A 14765-nucleotide genomic window follows, 5' to 3' on the forward strand; every position below is an offset into this window, starting at 1 on the left:
AGGGATCATGATGAACTTCAAGAAAACCGTTATGGCCGTCGCCCTGCTGGCGGCGAGCTTCTCCGCCGCAGCCGACCAGCTGGCCGACATCAAGCAAAAGGGCACCCTGGTGTGCGGCACCCTGGGCACTGCCGAGCCGTTCAGCTTCCCGAATCAGCAAACGCGCGAGATCCAGGGCTATGACGTCGACTTCTGCAAGGCCATCGCCAAGAACCTCGGCGTGAAGCTGGAGCTGAAGATGATTTCGGTCGCGGCCCGCATTCCCGAGCTGCAGCAAAACCGGGTCGACATCGTGATCGCCAACCTCGGCTGGACCGCCGAGCGCGCCGAACAGATCGCGTATTCCGACGCCTATTACGCCAGCCCGCAAAAGGTTGCCGTCAAGCGCAGCTCCGGCTACAAGTCGCCGGCCGACCTGGGCGGCAAGCGCGTTTCCGCGACCAAGGGTTCCACTTCGGAACTGGCCGTGCGCAAAGCCATCCCGACCGCTTCCGTGACCACCTTCCAGGATCCGCCGGCCGCTTTCCTGGCGATGCAGCAGGGCAAGGTCGAAGGTTTCGCCGTGTCCGAACTGATGCTCTCGAAGTTCCAGGCGCAAGTCGAAAGCAGCTCGCCGATCGACATCCTGAACCCGCCGCTGATCAATGAGCTGTGGGGCGTAGGCATGCGCAAGGAAGAGGGCGGCCTGATCAAGCAAGTCAACGCCACGTTGGAAGGCATGGAAAAGTCGGGCGAAGCGCAACAGATCTTCGACAAGTGGTTCGGCCCCTCGACCCAGTACAAGCTCAAGCGCGACTTCAAGATCGAGCCCATCAAGGGCTGATGCCAGGAACCTGTTCGCGATCCTGAAAGGGCGGTCGGCCAACTCCCGGCAAGATCGTGAACAGGCTCTGAGAATGCACGGCGCCGGCATCGTCCGGGCGCCGGCATCACCGGACCGCGCAAGGCGGTCCCGACCGCGCCGGACCCAACAAGGTCCGGCGCAGCGCATTGCAGGAGTACTCCATGAAACTGGATTTTTCGGTGCTGCTGCGGGACGACTACCCGCGCATGATCATCGAGGGCGTGATCACCATGCTCAAGCTGACCGCCTATTCGTGGCTGCTGGCCATGGCGGTCGGCATCGTGCTGGCCGTGATCCGCATGACCAACAACCGCGTCGCCACCGGCTTCGTCGCCGGTTATGTCGAATACCACCAGAACGTGCCGATGCTGGTGCAGATCTTCCTCTGGTATTTCGGCGTGCCCACGCTATTGCCCGATTCCGTACAGCTGTGGTTCAACATGCACCGCAGCGATTTCCTGTTCGCCACCATCGCGGTCGGCCTGGCCATGGGCGCGTATATGTCCGAAGGCCTGCGCGCAGGCATCCGTTCGATCCCGCGCGCGCAGATGGAAGCGGCGCGCGCGCTGGGGCTGTCGTATCTCAAGGCTTCGCGCCTGGTGATCCTGCCGCAGGCGCTGCGGCTGGCGTTGCCTACGCTGGTCAGCTACAGCGTGCTGCTGTTCAAGAACACCAGCCTGGCGATGGTGATCGGCGTGGCCGAACTGACCTACGCCACCCGCGAGATCGAGAGCCAGTCTTTCCGCACGGTGGAAATCTACCTGTTGTCCACCACGATCTATCTCGGCATTTCGCTGCTGATCATGGCCATCGGCGCGGCGCTGGAAAACCGCTACCGCATCAAGACGCGCTGAAGGGAACGCCATGAACGATATCTACGACATCATCCGCGACAACTGGATGTTGCTGCTGGTGGGCCAATATCCGCACGGCCCGCTGGGCGGCCTGGCGATCACGCTGCTGCTCTCGGTGCTGGGCCTGGCGCTGGCCTTCCCGGTCAGCCTGCTGCTGGCGCTGGGGCGCGTCTCGCCGCTGCGGGTGTTTCGCGTGCCGGCCACCGTCATCGTCTACCTTGCCCGCGGCGTGCCGCTGGTGATGTTCATCTTCTGGGTGTACTTCTTCGTTCCCCTGCTGATCGGGCGCACGGTTTCCGGCTTCACCACCATGCTCATCACGCTGGTGATCTACGAGGCGGCCTACCTGGCCGAAGTGATCCGCGCCGGCATCGAGGGGCTGCCGCGCGGCCAGGTCGAGGCTTCGCGCGCGCTGGGCATGAGCTACCTGCAGACCATGTTCAAGGTGGTGCTGCCGCAGGCCCTGTACAACATGCTGCCGGCGATGATCAGCCAGTTCGTCTCCAACATCAAGGAAACCTCGCTGGGTTATGTGATCAGCGTCAACGAACTGACCTTCGCCGCCAACCAGATCAACAGCATGCTGCTGACCAAGCCGTTCCCGGTCTTCATCCTGCTGGCGCTGATGTACTTCGTGCTGTGCTTCATGCTCACGCGCATGGCGCGCGTGCTGGAAAAGCGCATCGCCGCCAAGCGTGCGGCCAACCCCGTGAACCCGACGGCGCAGGCAGCGCCGCCGGTCGCAGCCTGAACCCAACGAGGAGCAACGCATATGGCGAGCAACAACCCGTCCGCAACCAACACGGCCATGATTTCCTTCGAAGGCGTCAACAAGTGGTACGACAGCTACCACGCGCTGGCCGACATCAATGCCGAAGTCGCCAAGGGCGAAGTGGTGGTGATCTGCGGCCCGTCCGGCTCGGGCAAGTCGACCCTGATCCGTACCGTCAACCGCCTGGAAGAGATCCAGAAGGGGCGCATCGTATTCGACGGGCAAGACGTCCACGCCCCCAAGCTGGACGTGAACCACTTCCGCAGCCGCGTCGGTTTCGTGTTCCAGAGCTTCAACCTGTTCCCGCACCTGTCGGTGGCGGAGAACATCATGATGGCGCCCATCAACGTGCTCAGGAAAAAGCGCGTCGACGCCCGCGTGCGGGCGCTGGAACTGCTTGAGCGCGTCGGCCTGGCGGCCAAGGCGGAAGCTTTTCCGGGGCAGCTTTCCGGCGGCCAGCAGCAGCGCGTGGCGATCGCCCGCGCGCTGGCGATGGACCCGCCCGCGATGCTGTTCGATGAGCCGACCTCGGCGCTCGACCCCGAGATGGTGGGCGAGGTGCTGCAAGTGATGAAGGGCCTGGCGCGCGAAGGCATGACCATGATGTGCGTCACCCACGAGATGAACTTCGCCCGTGAAGTGGCCGACCGCGTCTGGTTCATGGACCACGGCAAGCTGGTCGAGACCGGTACGCCGGAAGCGTTCTTCACCCGTGCGCAGAGCGAACGCGCGCGCAAGTTCCTGGCCGAACTGCGCGACCACTGAAGCCGGCGCCGGACACAAGGAAAAACAAGGGGAAGCCAATGAAATGGAATGACGTGCGCGTCTCGACGCGCCTGTCGGCCTGCATTACCGGCCTGATGGTGGCGATGCTGTCGGTGGCGGCCGCCACCCAGTACACCACGGTGTTGACCATGGAGCAGGCGCAGGCGTCGGTGCGCGACTATGACCAGCGCATCATCACCGCGGTGCGCTGGCTGGGTACTGCCGAATTGACCAGCGAACGCATGGTGGGCGCGCTCAACACTTCCGACGGCGACCTGGCGATGCGCTACGAACAGGAAGTGCAGGCCGGTCGCGAGCAGATGGCCAGGCTGGAAAAAGAGCTCGCTTCGCATGCGCTGAGCGACGGCGATCGCGCTTCGCTGGCCGCCATCGAGGCCGCTAGCGCCAGGCTGGCCGGCATCTCCAAGGCGGCCTCCGAACTCTCCTACAAGGGCGATATCGGCGGCGTGCAGACCATGATCGACAACGAGCTCAAGCCGGCCATCGCCGCTTATCTCGGCGCGCTCAAGAAGTTCGTCGCCCTAGAAGAGCAGCAGCGCGACCAGGTGGTGACCGATGTCGGCGCGCAAAGCCGCCGGCTGATGAGCGCGGGCCTCATCGGCGCCGCCTTGCTGCTGGCCATCGGCTTTGCCACCGCGCGCCTGATCGCGCGTTCCATCACGCGTCCGCTGGCGCGTGCCGTCGAACAGGCCGAGCGTATCGCACACGGCAACCTGTTGCGCGGCCGGGATGATGGCGGCCAAGACCGGCGCGACGAGTTCGGACAGCTGCAGCAGGCGCTGGAACGGATGGCCGATGGCCTGCGCACGCTGGTGGCGCAAGTGCGCAGCGGCGTCGGTTCGGTCTCGACCGCGACCTCGGAAATCGCCAGCGGCAACCAGGAGCTGGCGTACCGCACCGAGCAGACCGTGGGCAATCTGCAGGTCACCGCCGCTTCCATGGAAGAATTCGCCGGCACCATCGGACAGTCGGCCGATACCGCGCGCCAGGCCAGCCAGCTGGCCACCCAGGCGGCGCAATCGGCCACCCGCGGGGGCAGCGTGATGGACGACGTGGTCGAGCGCATGGCGCAGATTTCCGGCTCCTCGCGCAAGATCGCCGAGATCACCGGCGTGATCGACGGCATCGCTTTCCAGACCAATATCCTGGCATTGAATGCGGCGGTGGAAGCCGCCCGCGCCGGCGAGCAGGGCCGCGGTTTCGCGGTGGTGGCCTCCGAAGTGCGTTCGCTGGCGCAACGTTCGGCCCAGGCCGCGCGTGAAATCAAGGAGCTGATCGGCAGTTCGCTGGCCACGGTGGCCGCCGGCTCGGAACAGGTCGGCCAGGCCGGCGCCGCCATGCAGGAGATCGTCGGCGACGTCCATCGCGTCAGCGGCCTGATCGGTGAAATTACGGCGGCTGCAGTCGAACAGAACAGCGGCATCAGCCAGGTCAACGCCGCCTTGTCGGATCTCGACGCCATGACCCAGCAGAACGCGGCCCTGGTCGAACAGGCCGCGGCCGCCGCCGAGTCGCTGCGCGAGCAGGCGGCCGGTTTGGCGCAGTTGGTCAGCGTGTTCGAGGTTGACGGGGATGACCAGTCGCCCGCCCTGCGTCAGGCGCGGGTCCAGCCAGAACCTCTGGAGGCGCCGGCGATGCGAGCCATCGGCGTATAGCTTGTTCCGGGCTGGGTATCCCCCGGCCCGTTTTTATTGGGCGCTAGTTTTCCGCCGTGGCCATCAATCGGAGATATGCCGCGAGCTTGTCCGCGGAGTCATTGAGCCCGTTGAGGATGCTGTCCGCGACATATTCCGGAAAGTCTGCAGGCAGTTCCTTGCGCACGCCTGAAATAACGTCAGGTGTTTTATCTGCGAGTTCTTTGAGTATCGCATTGGGACCGTCACCATCTTCGGTAACGATGCCGTAGTGCATGCCGACCCCATGCCAATGCCTGGGCTGGATTTCCCGCATTTTCCGGTGGGGATTCTTCGACCGTACCGCCATTGCCATGGCGGCCTTATGCTCCGACAGCTTGCCCGGGCCTTCCCCGATAATCGGAAAGACCGACAGCACATCGTATAAAGGCGTGAGTTCGTATTTGCCGTCGGGCTTGAGGAAGATGGAAAAATTCTTGGCGTGGCCGTCCGTGGCCCACAGCATCCAGAACAGCACCTGGGCCTTGAAGAAAGTCCTCCGCGCTGTCACGGGGTCGATAGCGCCGGACAGCAATTCCATGATTTCCTTCATGCCCGGGCCATGGTCCGATTCGTACTTCTGCCATGGCGGGGTGCCGGTTGCCTGGCACATGTCTTCCTGGGGGAGTCTCAGCAGATTCCACTGCCCGGTCGCTGGATCCATCCACCATTGCCTGTCGAAGCGCTCTACCGCCAATACTTTTTGGTCTTCGAACGTCAATATGTCGCAAGGCGCTACCGGCATGCCATAGGCGGCCAGGATCTTGGCGCATAGCCATTCGTTCTCGACCGAGTCGCGCATGTCGAGCTTGAGGCCGCCTATCGCCCCCAGGGGGAGTTTGAAGATGTGGGTTGTGGGTGTCGGGCCATGTGGCATGCACCACCGGTCGAGATACTTCAGCAGTGCGGTTTTCTCCTGTGCGCCGGCAATCGAGATCCGAAAATCCTCGGCTTCCGGAAGCCCCAGAGGCGCAGGCATCAAGGTCTCGCGCAATAGCTCTGCGATTTCCTGCTCTGTCAGGTGGATGGCCTCGACAGGCAGCTGCGGGGCATTCGCCGTATCGGCGGGGAGAATCTGGAGCGCCCCGACACAGTCGCGGCCGACTTCTGCCAACAGGCCGAAGGCGTCCGTGTCCGCGGCTTGATAGCGGCGCGCAATCCGTTCCCTGATTTCCCTGCTGTCGGGAAGCAGGTTGTCGAAGTAGTGACGCACCACGTCGCCGGTGTGCGGCGGATTACCGGGCCTGAAAGGAAGCGACAACGACAATGGCCGGCCCAATCCGGATCTGGTCCATTGCTCGTCATATTGCAGAACATCGCCGCCGTGGCCGAGTTGCCAGGTGCCGACAAAGGCGCCGTTCATCCATAAGGTGAGCGCCCTGGTTCTGTTGCGGCGTGCCGTTACCATCGTGGCGTATCCGGCATGGATGCAGAACTGGGAACGTCGGCGTCGGCTTTGCGCAGTACCAGTTCAACGCCCAGTATGTTGAGCAGTTCGAGCAGGCGGTCGGCGCTTGCCTTGGCGGCGTTCCTCTCCATGGCGGAAAGTGTTTGCTGCGTAACGCCGAGCCGATGGGCAACCTCGGTCTGGGTCATCCCGGTTTGCTTGCGGTAAGCCTGCAGGATGGCGGGCAGCTGGGCAGCGGTTCTGATGGGATATTCAGCCATACAAACCTTGGTATGTATTCACGTGAAACAAATCATACTATGTTTTAATGCTTTACGTATCAAGATTTGTTTATTTGATATACAAATTTTGATTTGTTTTTCAAATTAACACATTGTGATTTGTATCGAAGGCGGATTCATCTATTCAGGCATGCGTCTGCCTGGCGCCTTTTTCACTTCCACCTGATGCGCCGCGAGCGGTTTACCGTCGTGTCCGGTCGGCTGCATGCGCGGCACGGGCTTACCGCTTTTCTTTTCCACCAGTTGCGAATGCCTTTCGCCCGGCGCGAACAGGTGCTGCTCGCCCCATTGGCGCAGGCCGATCACCACCGGCAGCAGCGCCTCGCCTTTTTTCGTCAGCACGTATTCCTGGTAGGCGCTGCCATCCGAGGCCGGCACGCTGTCGAGGATGCCGGCCTCGGTCAGCTTCTTCAGGCGGTCGGTGAGGATGTTGCGCGCCACGCCCAGGTTGTCGCGGAATTCGCCGAAGCGGCGCAGGCCGTCGAAAGCGTCGCGCACGATCAGGAGCGCCCAGCGGTCGCCGACGATGTCGAGCGAACGACCTACGGGGCAGTGTTGGGCATAAGCCGCATGGGGCTGGAGGGCGGGTTTCTTGTCGGCGGGCATGGGAATGGCGGTGTCGGTCGCAGCTGCGTTGTCGAAGCGGCAGCTGAAAACCCTGCTGCCAGTCTGGTTGCATTTTAAAACCATAATCGCTTACACTCCAAATGGTTTTGAAATGCAACTACATTGAAAGGCTTCCCATGCCATCCGCCGCACCGGATTCGACAGCGACATCGATATTAACCGCGACTCCTTGCCTGCCATCCCGGCCATGCCGGCAGCCGGCCCTCAGCCGGACATTGACGCTGCTGTTCGCCATCGCCGCCGGCATCAGCGTGGCCAACGTCTACTATGCCCAGCCCTTGCTGGATGCCTTGGCTGCCGATTTCGGCATCGCTACCGCCGCGGTGGGCATGGTGATCAGCGCCACCCAGGTCGGTTCCACACTGGCCTTGTTGCTGCTGGTGCCGCTGGGCGACTTGCTGTCGCGGCGCCGGTTGATGCTATGGCAGGCGGCGGCGCTGGCCGTGTTTCTGCTTGCGGTGACCGCCAGCGGGTCGGTGTGGATGCTGCTGGCCGGCATGCTGGCGGTGGGCATGCTGGGTACGGCGATGACGCAGGGACTGATTTCCTATGCGGCCGCGCTGGCGCCGCCGCAGGAGCGCGGCGCGTTGCTGGGGACGGTGCAGGCCGGCGTGGTCATCGGCTTGCTGCTGGCCCGTCTGGTCGCGGGGTTGTTGGCTGATGTAGGGGGCTGGAGGCTGGTCTACCTGTGTTCGGCGGCAATGATCGCGGCCACCGCCATTGGCCTGGCGCGCATGTTGCCGCCGGCGCCCGCAGCGGCGCCATCGATGCGCTATGGGCAATTGTTGCGTTCGATGGCCGGCTTGCTGTTGCGCGAGCGGGTGTTGCAGGTGCGCGGCGTGCTGGCGCTGCTGATGTTCGCCGCCTTCAATATTTTCTGGAGCGCGCTGGTGCTGCCGCTGTCGGCGCCGCCGCATGCGATGTCGCATGGCGCCATCGGCGCCTTCGGCCTGGTCGGGGTGATTGGCGTGCTGGGAGCGGCCCGCGCCGGCCGCTGGGCCGACCGCGGCCTGGCCCGGTACGCCACCGGCGGCGCCTTGCTCCTGTTGTTGCTGTCGTGGCTGCCGCTGGTTTTTGCCGATACCAGCCTGTGGGCGCTGGTGGCCGGCATCCTGCTGCTGGACCTGGGCGGGCAGATGATCCATGTCACCAACCAAAGCCTGATCCTGCGCGCGCAACCGCAAGCGCACAGCCGCATGGTCGGCTGCTACATGATGTTCTACGCGGTGGGCAGCGGCGGCGGCGCGCTGGCGGCCACGCACATGTACGCCTATGCCGGCTGGGGTGGGGTTTGCGTTCTCGGCGCAGCGGTCAGCCTGGCGGCCTTGTTGTGGTGGGTATTGACGCTGCGCCTGATGCCGCGCGACTGAATGCCGGCATCAGGCTGGCCTGCCGTCTCAGTGCAGCTCTTCCGCCTCGAACCCGGCCCCGCGCAGCGCCTGCAGCACTTGCGCCAGATGCGGGCGGCCGCGCGTTTGCAGCACCAGTTCGATGTCGACGTTTTGCGCCGCCAGCAGGGTGAAGGCGCGCTGGTGGTGGACCTCGTCGATATTAGCGCCGGCTTCGGCGACGATGCCGGTGATTTTCGCCAGCGTGCCGGGGACGTCACGCGAGCTGACCTTCACGCGCGCCAGGCGGCCGGCGCGCACCATGCCGCGTTCGATGATGGCGGTGAGCAACAGCGGGTCGATGTTGCCGCCCGATAGCACCAGTCCCACGCGCTTGCCGCGGAAGCGGTCGGGGTGGCGCAGCAGCGCCGCCAGGCCGGCCGCGCCGGCGCCTTCGACCAGGGTCTTCTCGATTTCCAGCAGCATCAGTACGGCTTGTTCGATATCGCCTTCGTCCACCAGCAGCAGCTCGTTGGCTTCGCGGGCGATGATGGCGCGCGTGAGCGTGCCGGGCGTGCCGACCGCGATGCCTTCGGCGATGGTGCTGGCGCCCATCGGGTGTTCGGTGCCCTTGACGGCGTTGACCATGCTCGGGAAGCGCCGCGTCTGCACGCCGACGATGTCGATCTCCGGCTTGATGGCGCGCGCCGCCACCGCCATCCCGGCCAGCAGGCCGCCGCCGCCGATGGCTACCACCAGCGTGTCGAGGTCGGGCACCGCGCTGAGCATCTCCAGCGCTACCGTGCCTTGGCCGGCGATGATGGCCTCGTCGTCGTAGGGATGGACGAAGGTCAGGTTTTCCTGTTCCGCCAGCGCATAGGCATGGGCGCGCGCCGCCTCCAGCGTATCGCCGTGCAGCACGACATTGGCGCCGAAGCCGCGCGTGCGCTCGATCTTCACGCCGGGGGTGAAGCGCGGCATGACGATGGTGGCCGGCAAGCCCAGGCGTTGCGCATGGTAGGCCACGCCCTGGGCATGGTTGCCTGCCGACATGGCGATCACCCCGCGCGTGCCGTCGCCGCTCTGGGCGACGTCGACCAGCTTGTTGCAGGCGCCGCGCTCCTTGAAGGAGGCGGTGAACTGCAGGTTCTCGAACTTGAGGAACACCTGGGCGCCGACGATCTGCGACAGCGTGCGTGATTCGACACAGGGGGTTTCCAGGATCTGGCCTTGCAGCCGGCGGGCGGCGGCTTCGATATCGTTGAGTGTAGTCATGGTGGGATTATTGCACCGCTTTGTAGCATTTGCCCTTGGTGCCCGTGTGAGATGGCGAAAAATAGACAAGCGGGACGGAACGATGTGCATTTTTCAAAAAACCGACGCGGGAAATTTGCAGGCTATCGCCAGCGATGCCCGGATAGCCATTGGCGGGCATTCATTGGCATCGATTTCCTCGTTGGCGCATGGATATAGGCCTCTGTTCCGCGATTGAAAAATTCTTTTGCCGGCGCCATTGAAGTCAGGCGATGCGCCGACTAGAGTAAAGACTCCGTCGCATCGCGGCCTGGTTCATGCCAGTTCGGGAAGCGGCTCCCCAGGATTGCCGGTCTGACCAGATCGGCAGGCCTTCCCGGCAGTTCCTCAACACAAGCTTCTGCGTTCCACCCAAGGAGACCTCAATGAGCATCGCAACCCGGTATCCGGATGCCAGGCCGTCCCCGCCGCCGCTGTTCCCGTCCGAGAGCGGGGCGCGCGCCGCCTCGCGCTTCGAACAGCGCAGCGCCCCGTTGTTGCTGTCGCTGGTCGAGCTCGATCCGCGCGACGTCGTGGAGGGCGTGATGACCGAACAAGGCTTCCAGGCCGCCGACGTCGTTCCGGTCGGCCCCATGCGCGAAGCATGCCCGCATTGCCCGGGCGTGGCCCTGCAGCTGGTGTTGCGGCATCGCCATGTCAAGCGCTCGCATCTGTTCTGCCGCGTTTGCACCCGTTGCTATGACGCCATGAACGAAAGCGGGCATTCCGTGCTGACCATCTGAGCTGAACGATACCAAGGCTTCATTGCCGTATCACGCGCAGGGCGCCGCCCGGATAGGAGCCGCGCCCTGCGGCGTTTACCGCGGCGCGCCGGCAACGCGTGCCGGCTTTCCTCCGCAATAATCGCCAGGAGCCGCCATGCCCCGTGCCCCCAGGTTGCCCGCCAAGCAGGATTTCCCGGTACATCAGATACGCCGCTACCTTGAGCCCGGCCCGATCGTGCTGGTGTCGTCGGCGCACAGGAAACAGCGCAACATCATGACCATGGGGTGGCATACCGTTATGGAGTTCGCGCCCTCGTTGCTGGGTTGCGTCATCGCCGGCGGCAACCATAGCTTCGAGCTCATCCGCAACAGCCGGGAATGCGTGATCAACCTGCCCACGGTCGCACTGATCGACCAGGTGGTCGGCATCGGCAATTGTTCGGGCGCACAGGTCGACAAGTTCGAGCGCTTCGGCCTGACGCCGCTGCCCGCGGCCGAGGTCGGCGCGCCGCTGATCGGCGAATGCCACGCCAACTTCGAATGCCGCCTGCACGACGGCAAGCTGATCGGGAAATACAACTATTTCATTTTCGACGTGGTGAAGGCGCATGTGGCGCGCACGCCGAAAAACCCGAAGACGGTGCACTACAAAGGCAATGGAGAATTCATGGTGGCCGGAGAGGTGATCAGCCGGCGCTCAGGTTTTCGCAGCGAATATCTCTGAGCGTTTCGGGGTAGGATCAATAGGCTAGAATCGGCTTCCGACTCAGGAGGCCGCATATGGACTACGCATACAAGCACATCGATTCGCCGGTCGGCCGGCTCACGCTGGTGGCCAGGGGCGACAAACTGACGGCCATCCTGTGGGAGAACGACCGCGCCGGCCGTGTGCGCCTGGGCGAGATGGCGCAGGACGACGCGTGCCCGGTGCTGCTCGAGACGGCGCGCCAGCTGGCCGATTATTTCGCCGGCCGGCGCACCAGCTTCGATGTTCCATTGGCATTCGACGGCACCGATTTCCAGAAGCGGGTATGGGCCGCGCTGCTCACCATTCCCTACGGCCAGACCCGCACCTATCTGGAGATTGCGCGCGAGCTCGGCAACGAGAAGGCGGTGCGCGCGGTGGGCGCGGCCAACGGACGCAATCCGATTTCCATCATCGCGCCCTGCCATCGCGTGATCGGCTCGGGCGGCGAGCTGACCGGTTTCGCCGGCGGCCTGCATGCCAAGAAACTGCTGCTGGCGATCGAAGGCATCTCCACCGAAGGGCACGATGCGGGCGCGGCGATCGACCCGGGAAGAAAAGCGCAGCACCGGCGCGCGGCGGATCCCAACCAGCTTTCGTTGCTGTGACTGCTGTCGGAATCTGGCGGCGTTTATAACGCTGCCAGGGAGTGTCGCGGTTATGTTGCGTTTATGTCCTGCTTACCGCTGCATCCCCCAGCGCTTCACCGTCACCCGCTCCAGCGTATTGAACACCAGGTTTTCCACCAGCAGGCCGATCAGGATCACCATTGCCAGCCCGGCGAAGACCTTGTCGGTATAGAGCTCGTTGCGGTTCTGGAAGATGTACCAGCCCAGGCCGCCCTTGCCGCTGGTGGCGCCGAACACCAGCTCGGCGGCGATCAGCGTGCGCCAGGCGAAGGCCCAGCCGATGCGCAGGCCGGCCAGGATCGATGGCAGCGCGGCCGGCACCAGCACCTGCAGCACGAACGGCAGGCCATGCAAGCCGTAGTTGCGGCCGGCCATGCGCAAGGTGTCGGACACGCCCAGGAAACCGGCATAGGTGTTGACCGCCAGCGCCCACAGCACCGAATGCACCAGCACGAAGATCAGGCTGCCCTGGCCCAGGCCGAACCACAGCAAGGCGATGGGCAGCAGGGCGATGGCCGGCAAGGGGTTGAACATCGAGGTCAGCGTGCTCAAGAGGTCGCGCCCGAACTGGGTGGACACCGCCAGCGTGGTCAGAACGAAGGCGGCGGCGATGCCCAGCACATAGGCCTTGAGCAGCACCTGCAGCGACAGCCAGGTCTTGTTGAACAGCTCGCCGCTGGCGATGCCCTCGGCAAAGGCTTGCGCGGTCTGGCCGAAGGTGGGCAGCAGCAGGTCGTTGTTCTGCCAGCGGCCGATGGCTTCCCACACGATGGCCAGCAGCAAAAGGATCGCGCCCTTGCGGATCCAGGTTTGCTGCCAGATGCGCTGGGGTAGCGAGAGGCGGCGTTCCAGCACCACGCCGGACAAGGGCGTCAGCGGCAGTTCATATTCTTCCCGCACGGGGGGCGTCAGGTTCATGGGCTTACCTCGGTGGGCGCGGCGCGTCAGTAGGAGAAGCGCACGTCGCCGAAATTGATCGGTTTCTCCGGTGCGGCAGGGGCCGCGCCTTCGTCGAACAGCAGCCGGTGGATACGCTGCGCGGTCTGCTGGAAACCGGCGCCGCCCAGGCTGGCGAGGTCGTACTGGTGGCTGTTGATCTCGGCGCGCACGCGGCCCGGATGGGGCGAGAGCAGCAGGATGCGGTTGCCTACCACCAGCGCCTCTTCGATCGAGTGGGTGACGAACAGCAGCGTGAAGCGCACCTCCTCCCACAGCGCCAGCAGCTCTTCCTGCATCTTGCGGCGGGTCAGCGCATCGAGCGCGGCGAAGGGCTCGTCCATCAGCAGCATCTTGGGTTGCATGGCCAGCGCGCGGGCGATCGCCACGCGCGCCTTCATGCCGCCCGAGAGCGTGTGCGGATAGGCGTCGGCAAAGCGCGCCAGGCCGACTTTCTCGAGGTAGTGGCGGGCACGCTCGGCGGCCGCGCGCTTGCCCAGCGTCTTCGAGGCCAGCAGCGGGAACATCACGTTTTGCAGCACCGTCTTCCACGGCGGCAGCTGGTCGAATTCCTGGAACACCACGATGCGGTCCGGGCCCGGATGGCGCACGGCCTGGCCATCCAGCCGGATCTCGCCGGAGGCCGGGGGCAGGAAGCCCGCCACCGATTTCAGCAGGCTCGACTTGCCGCAGCCGGACGGGCCGAGCAGCACGAAGCGGTCGGCCGGATAGACGCCGAAGCTGACATCATGCGTGGCCTGCACCACGGCCGAGGCGGTGCGGTACTGCAGGCTGACCCGGTCGACCTGCAGCAGCGGCGTGGACGCCTGGACGGCGGCCGATACGCTGGCCGCTTCAACTGCCGGGTTGTGCATACGCTTCCTCGAAGAAGTAGTCTTTCCATGACGCCGCGCGGTTCTTCAGCACGCCGATCTCATGCAGTTTTTCGGCATACACGAAGCTGCGCTCGGGCGAGACGGTGAAATTGATTTCCGGGTCTTCCACGATCTTGCGCACGAACTCCGGCGCCAGCTTGGACTTCTGCACGCGGATGAAGGTATCGGCCGCCTTGGCCTTGTTGTTGCGGATGAATTCGGCCGCTTCCACCAGCGCGTTGTAGAAGGCGCGGTAGGTCTTGGGGTTCTCGTCGTGGAACTTCTGCGTGGTGTACAGGAAGTTGAAGGAGGCCGGGCCGCCCAGGATGTCGTAGGAGCTGATCACCTTGTGCACGTTCTTGTTCTCCAGCGCCTGGTACTGGAACGGCGGGCTGGAGAAATGGGCATTGATTTCCGAACCGCCGGCCAGCAGCGCGGCGGTGGCGTCCGGGTGCGACAGGCTCACCGTGATGTCGTCGAAGCGCTTGTAGTTGTCCTTGCCATACAGCCGGGCGGTCTCGATCTGCAGCGTGCGCGACTGGAAGCCCACGCCCGCGGCCGGCACCGCGATGCGGTCCTTGCTGCTGAAATCCTTGACGGTCTTCACGTTCGGATTGTTCGACAGCAGGTAGTTGGGCATCGAACCCAGCGAAGCGATCGCCTTGACGTTCTGGCGGCCGCGCGTGCGGTCCCACAGCACCAGCGCCGGCGGGGCGCCGGCCGAGACCACATCCAGCGCGCCGGCCAGCAGCGCCTCGTTCATGCCGGTGGCGCCGGACAGGCTGTTCCATTCGACCTTGATGTCGAGGCCTTCCTTCTTGCCCTGCTTTTCGATCAGCTTCTGGTCCTGCACCACGTCCAGGATCAGGTAGCCGATGCCGAACTGCTGGGCGATGCGGATCTGGCCTTCGGCATGCGCGCTGGCGGCCGGGCCGAGGGCGATCAGGCCGGCCGCCAGGGCCGGGAAGAATGTGCGTGCGAACGGCATG

Annotated in this window: 16 protein-coding genes; 9 read left to right on the plus strand and 7 right to left on the minus strand. The window is 64.4% G+C overall.

Annotated elements, in window-relative coordinates; genetic code table 11:
- Nucleotides 1-10 precede the first annotated feature (10 nt).
- From FB597_RS15215 to FB597_RS15235, 5 genes are all read left to right on the plus strand, one after another.
- Nucleotides 11-823: an ABC transporter substrate-binding protein gene (locus FB597_RS15215; protein WP_141918209.1), complete on the plus strand. Its 813-nt coding sequence runs from the start codon at nucleotides 11-13 to the stop codon at nucleotides 821-823.
- Nucleotides 824-1005: 182 nt separating this feature from the next.
- Nucleotides 1006-1698 carry an amino acid ABC transporter permease gene (locus FB597_RS15220; RefSeq protein WP_141918131.1) on the plus strand — a complete coding sequence of 231 codons (693 nt, stop codon included), beginning with the start codon at nucleotides 1006-1008 and terminating at the stop codon, nucleotides 1696-1698.
- 10 nt (nucleotides 1699-1708) lie between these two features.
- A complete protein-coding gene (locus FB597_RS15225; RefSeq protein ID WP_144769986.1) occupies nucleotides 1709-2449 on the plus strand; it encodes an amino acid ABC transporter permease in 741 nt (246 codons plus the stop codon).
- 57 nt (nucleotides 2450-2506) lie between these two features.
- Complete coding sequence (locus tag FB597_RS15230; RefSeq protein ID WP_144770051.1) at nucleotides 2507-3235, plus strand: amino acid ABC transporter ATP-binding protein; 729 nt, start codon at nucleotides 2507-2509, stop codon at nucleotides 3233-3235.
- Between the two features lie 38 nt (nucleotides 3236-3273).
- The gene (locus tag FB597_RS15235) at nucleotides 3274-4911 is read left to right on the plus strand and encodes a methyl-accepting chemotaxis protein (protein WP_144769987.1); all 1638 of its coding nucleotides are present in this window, start codon (nucleotides 3274-3276) and stop codon (nucleotides 4909-4911) included.
- A 43-nt stretch (nucleotides 4912-4954) separates the two neighbouring features.
- On the opposite strand, the gene FB597_RS15240 is transcribed toward FB597_RS15235, so the two are convergent.
- The 3 genes from FB597_RS15240 to FB597_RS15250 all read right to left on the minus strand — a co-directional run bounded on the left by FB597_RS15240 (nucleotide 4955) and on the right by FB597_RS15250 (nucleotide 7224).
- Nucleotides 4955-6337: a type II toxin-antitoxin system HipA family toxin gene (locus FB597_RS15240; RefSeq protein ID WP_255517190.1), complete on the minus strand. Its 1383-nt coding sequence runs from the start codon at nucleotides 6335-6337 to the stop codon at nucleotides 4955-4957.
- Nucleotides 6331-6597 (minus strand): helix-turn-helix transcriptional regulator, encoded by a 267-nt coding sequence (locus tag FB597_RS15245; RefSeq protein ID WP_144769988.1) that lies wholly within the window; start codon nucleotides 6595-6597, stop codon nucleotides 6331-6333. The genes FB597_RS15240 and FB597_RS15245 overlap by 7 nt, the downstream gene beginning before the upstream one ends.
- Before the next feature lie 141 nt (nucleotides 6598-6738).
- Entirely contained in the window at nucleotides 6739-7224 is a 486-nt protein-coding gene (locus tag FB597_RS15250) for a helix-turn-helix domain-containing protein (RefSeq protein ID WP_144769989.1), read from the minus strand.
- Between the two features lie 137 nt (nucleotides 7225-7361).
- On the opposite strand from FB597_RS15250, the gene FB597_RS15255 reads away from it, so the two are divergent.
- Nucleotides 7362-8615: an MFS transporter gene (locus tag FB597_RS15255; RefSeq protein WP_144769990.1), complete on the plus strand. Its 1254-nt coding sequence runs from the start codon at nucleotides 7362-7364 to the stop codon at nucleotides 8613-8615.
- A gap of 27 nt (nucleotides 8616-8642) precedes the next feature.
- On the opposite strand, the gene FB597_RS15260 is transcribed toward FB597_RS15255, so the two are convergent.
- Nucleotides 8643-9848, minus strand: a complete 1206-nt coding sequence (locus tag FB597_RS15260; protein ID WP_141917631.1) for a threonine ammonia-lyase — start codon at nucleotides 9846-9848, stop codon at nucleotides 8643-8645.
- 404 nt (nucleotides 9849-10252) lie between these two features.
- On the opposite strand from FB597_RS15260, the gene FB597_RS15265 reads away from it, so the two are divergent.
- The 3 genes from FB597_RS15265 to FB597_RS15275 all read left to right on the plus strand — a co-directional run bounded on the left by FB597_RS15265 (nucleotide 10253) and on the right by FB597_RS15275 (nucleotide 11944).
- Complete coding sequence (locus tag FB597_RS15265; RefSeq protein ID WP_141917633.1) at nucleotides 10253-10609, plus strand: hypothetical protein; 357 nt, start codon at nucleotides 10253-10255, stop codon at nucleotides 10607-10609.
- A 136-nt stretch (nucleotides 10610-10745) separates the two neighbouring features.
- Nucleotides 10746-11315, plus strand: a complete 570-nt coding sequence (locus FB597_RS15270; protein ID WP_144769991.1) for a flavin reductase family protein — start codon at nucleotides 10746-10748, stop codon at nucleotides 11313-11315.
- Nucleotides 11316-11371: 56 nt separating this feature from the next.
- Nucleotides 11372-11944 carry a methylated-DNA--[protein]-cysteine S-methyltransferase gene (locus FB597_RS15275; protein WP_144769992.1) on the plus strand — a complete coding sequence of 191 codons (573 nt, stop codon included), beginning with the start codon at nucleotides 11372-11374 and terminating at the stop codon, nucleotides 11942-11944.
- Nucleotides 11945-12016: 72 nt separating this feature from the next.
- Here the strand turns inward: FB597_RS15275 and FB597_RS15280 are convergent, their stop codons facing one another.
- Genes FB597_RS15280 through FB597_RS15290 form a run of 3 tightly spaced genes read right to left on the minus strand, consistent with a single transcriptional unit; the run spans nucleotide 12017 to nucleotide 14764 of the window.
- Nucleotides 12017-12883, minus strand: a complete 867-nt coding sequence (locus FB597_RS15280) for an ABC transporter permease (RefSeq protein WP_141917642.1) — start codon at nucleotides 12881-12883, stop codon at nucleotides 12017-12019.
- A gap of 26 nt (nucleotides 12884-12909) precedes the next feature.
- A complete protein-coding gene (locus FB597_RS15285; protein ID WP_144769993.1) occupies nucleotides 12910-13776 on the minus strand; it encodes an ABC transporter ATP-binding protein in 867 nt (288 codons plus the stop codon).
- Complete coding sequence (locus FB597_RS15290) at nucleotides 13757-14764, minus strand: ABC transporter substrate-binding protein (protein ID WP_144769994.1); 1008 nt, start codon at nucleotides 14762-14764, stop codon at nucleotides 13757-13759. The genes FB597_RS15285 and FB597_RS15290 overlap by 20 nt, the downstream gene beginning before the upstream one ends.
- Between the last annotated feature and the right edge of the window lies 1 nt (nucleotide 14765).

Origin of the sequence: Herbaspirillum sp. SJZ099 (assembly GCF_007828355.1) — a bacterium.
Lineage (GTDB): Bacteria > Pseudomonadota > Gammaproteobacteria > Burkholderiales > Burkholderiaceae_D > Herbaspirillum.

Coding starts and splice junctions, on each gene's coding strand:
- FB597_RS15215 (WP_141918209.1), top strand. CDS start 11: ATGAACTTCAAGAAAACCGTTATGGCCGTCGCCCTGCTGGCGGCGAGC.
- FB597_RS15220 (WP_141918131.1), top strand. CDS start 1,006: ATGAAACTGGATTTTTCGGTGCTGCTGCGGGACGACTACCCGCGCATG.
- FB597_RS15225 (WP_144769986.1), top strand. CDS start 1,709: ATGAACGATATCTACGACATCATCCGCGACAACTGGATGTTGCTGCTG.
- FB597_RS15230 (WP_144770051.1), top strand. CDS start 2,507: ATGATTTCCTTCGAAGGCGTCAACAAGTGGTACGACAGCTACCACGCG.
- FB597_RS15235 (WP_144769987.1), top strand. CDS start 3,274: ATGAAATGGAATGACGTGCGCGTCTCGACGCGCCTGTCGGCCTGCATT.
- FB597_RS15240 (WP_255517190.1), bottom strand. CDS start 6,337: ATGGTAACGGCACGCCGCAACAGAACCAGGGCGCTCACCTTATGGATG.
- FB597_RS15245 (WP_144769988.1), bottom strand. CDS start 6,597: ATGGCTGAATATCCCATCAGAACCGCTGCCCAGCTGCCCGCCATCCTG.
- FB597_RS15250 (WP_144769989.1), bottom strand. CDS start 7,224: ATGCCCGCCGACAAGAAACCCGCCCTCCAGCCCCATGCGGCTTATGCC.
- FB597_RS15255 (WP_144769990.1), top strand. CDS start 7,362: ATGCCATCCGCCGCACCGGATTCGACAGCGACATCGATATTAACCGCG.
- FB597_RS15260 (WP_141917631.1), bottom strand. CDS start 9,848: ATGACTACACTCAACGATATCGAAGCCGCCGCCCGCCGGCTGCAAGGC.
- FB597_RS15265 (WP_141917633.1), top strand. CDS start 10,253: ATGAGCATCGCAACCCGGTATCCGGATGCCAGGCCGTCCCCGCCGCCG.
- FB597_RS15270 (WP_144769991.1), top strand. CDS start 10,746: ATGCCCCGTGCCCCCAGGTTGCCCGCCAAGCAGGATTTCCCGGTACAT.
- FB597_RS15275 (WP_144769992.1), top strand. CDS start 11,372: ATGGACTACGCATACAAGCACATCGATTCGCCGGTCGGCCGGCTCACG.
- FB597_RS15280 (WP_141917642.1), bottom strand. CDS start 12,883: ATGAACCTGACGCCCCCCGTGCGGGAAGAATATGAACTGCCGCTGACG.
- FB597_RS15285 (WP_144769993.1), bottom strand. CDS start 13,776: ATGCACAACCCGGCAGTTGAAGCGGCCAGCGTATCGGCCGCCGTCCAG.
- FB597_RS15290 (WP_144769994.1), bottom strand. CDS start 14,764: ATGCCGTTCGCACGCACATTCTTCCCGGCCCTGGCGGCCGGCCTGATC.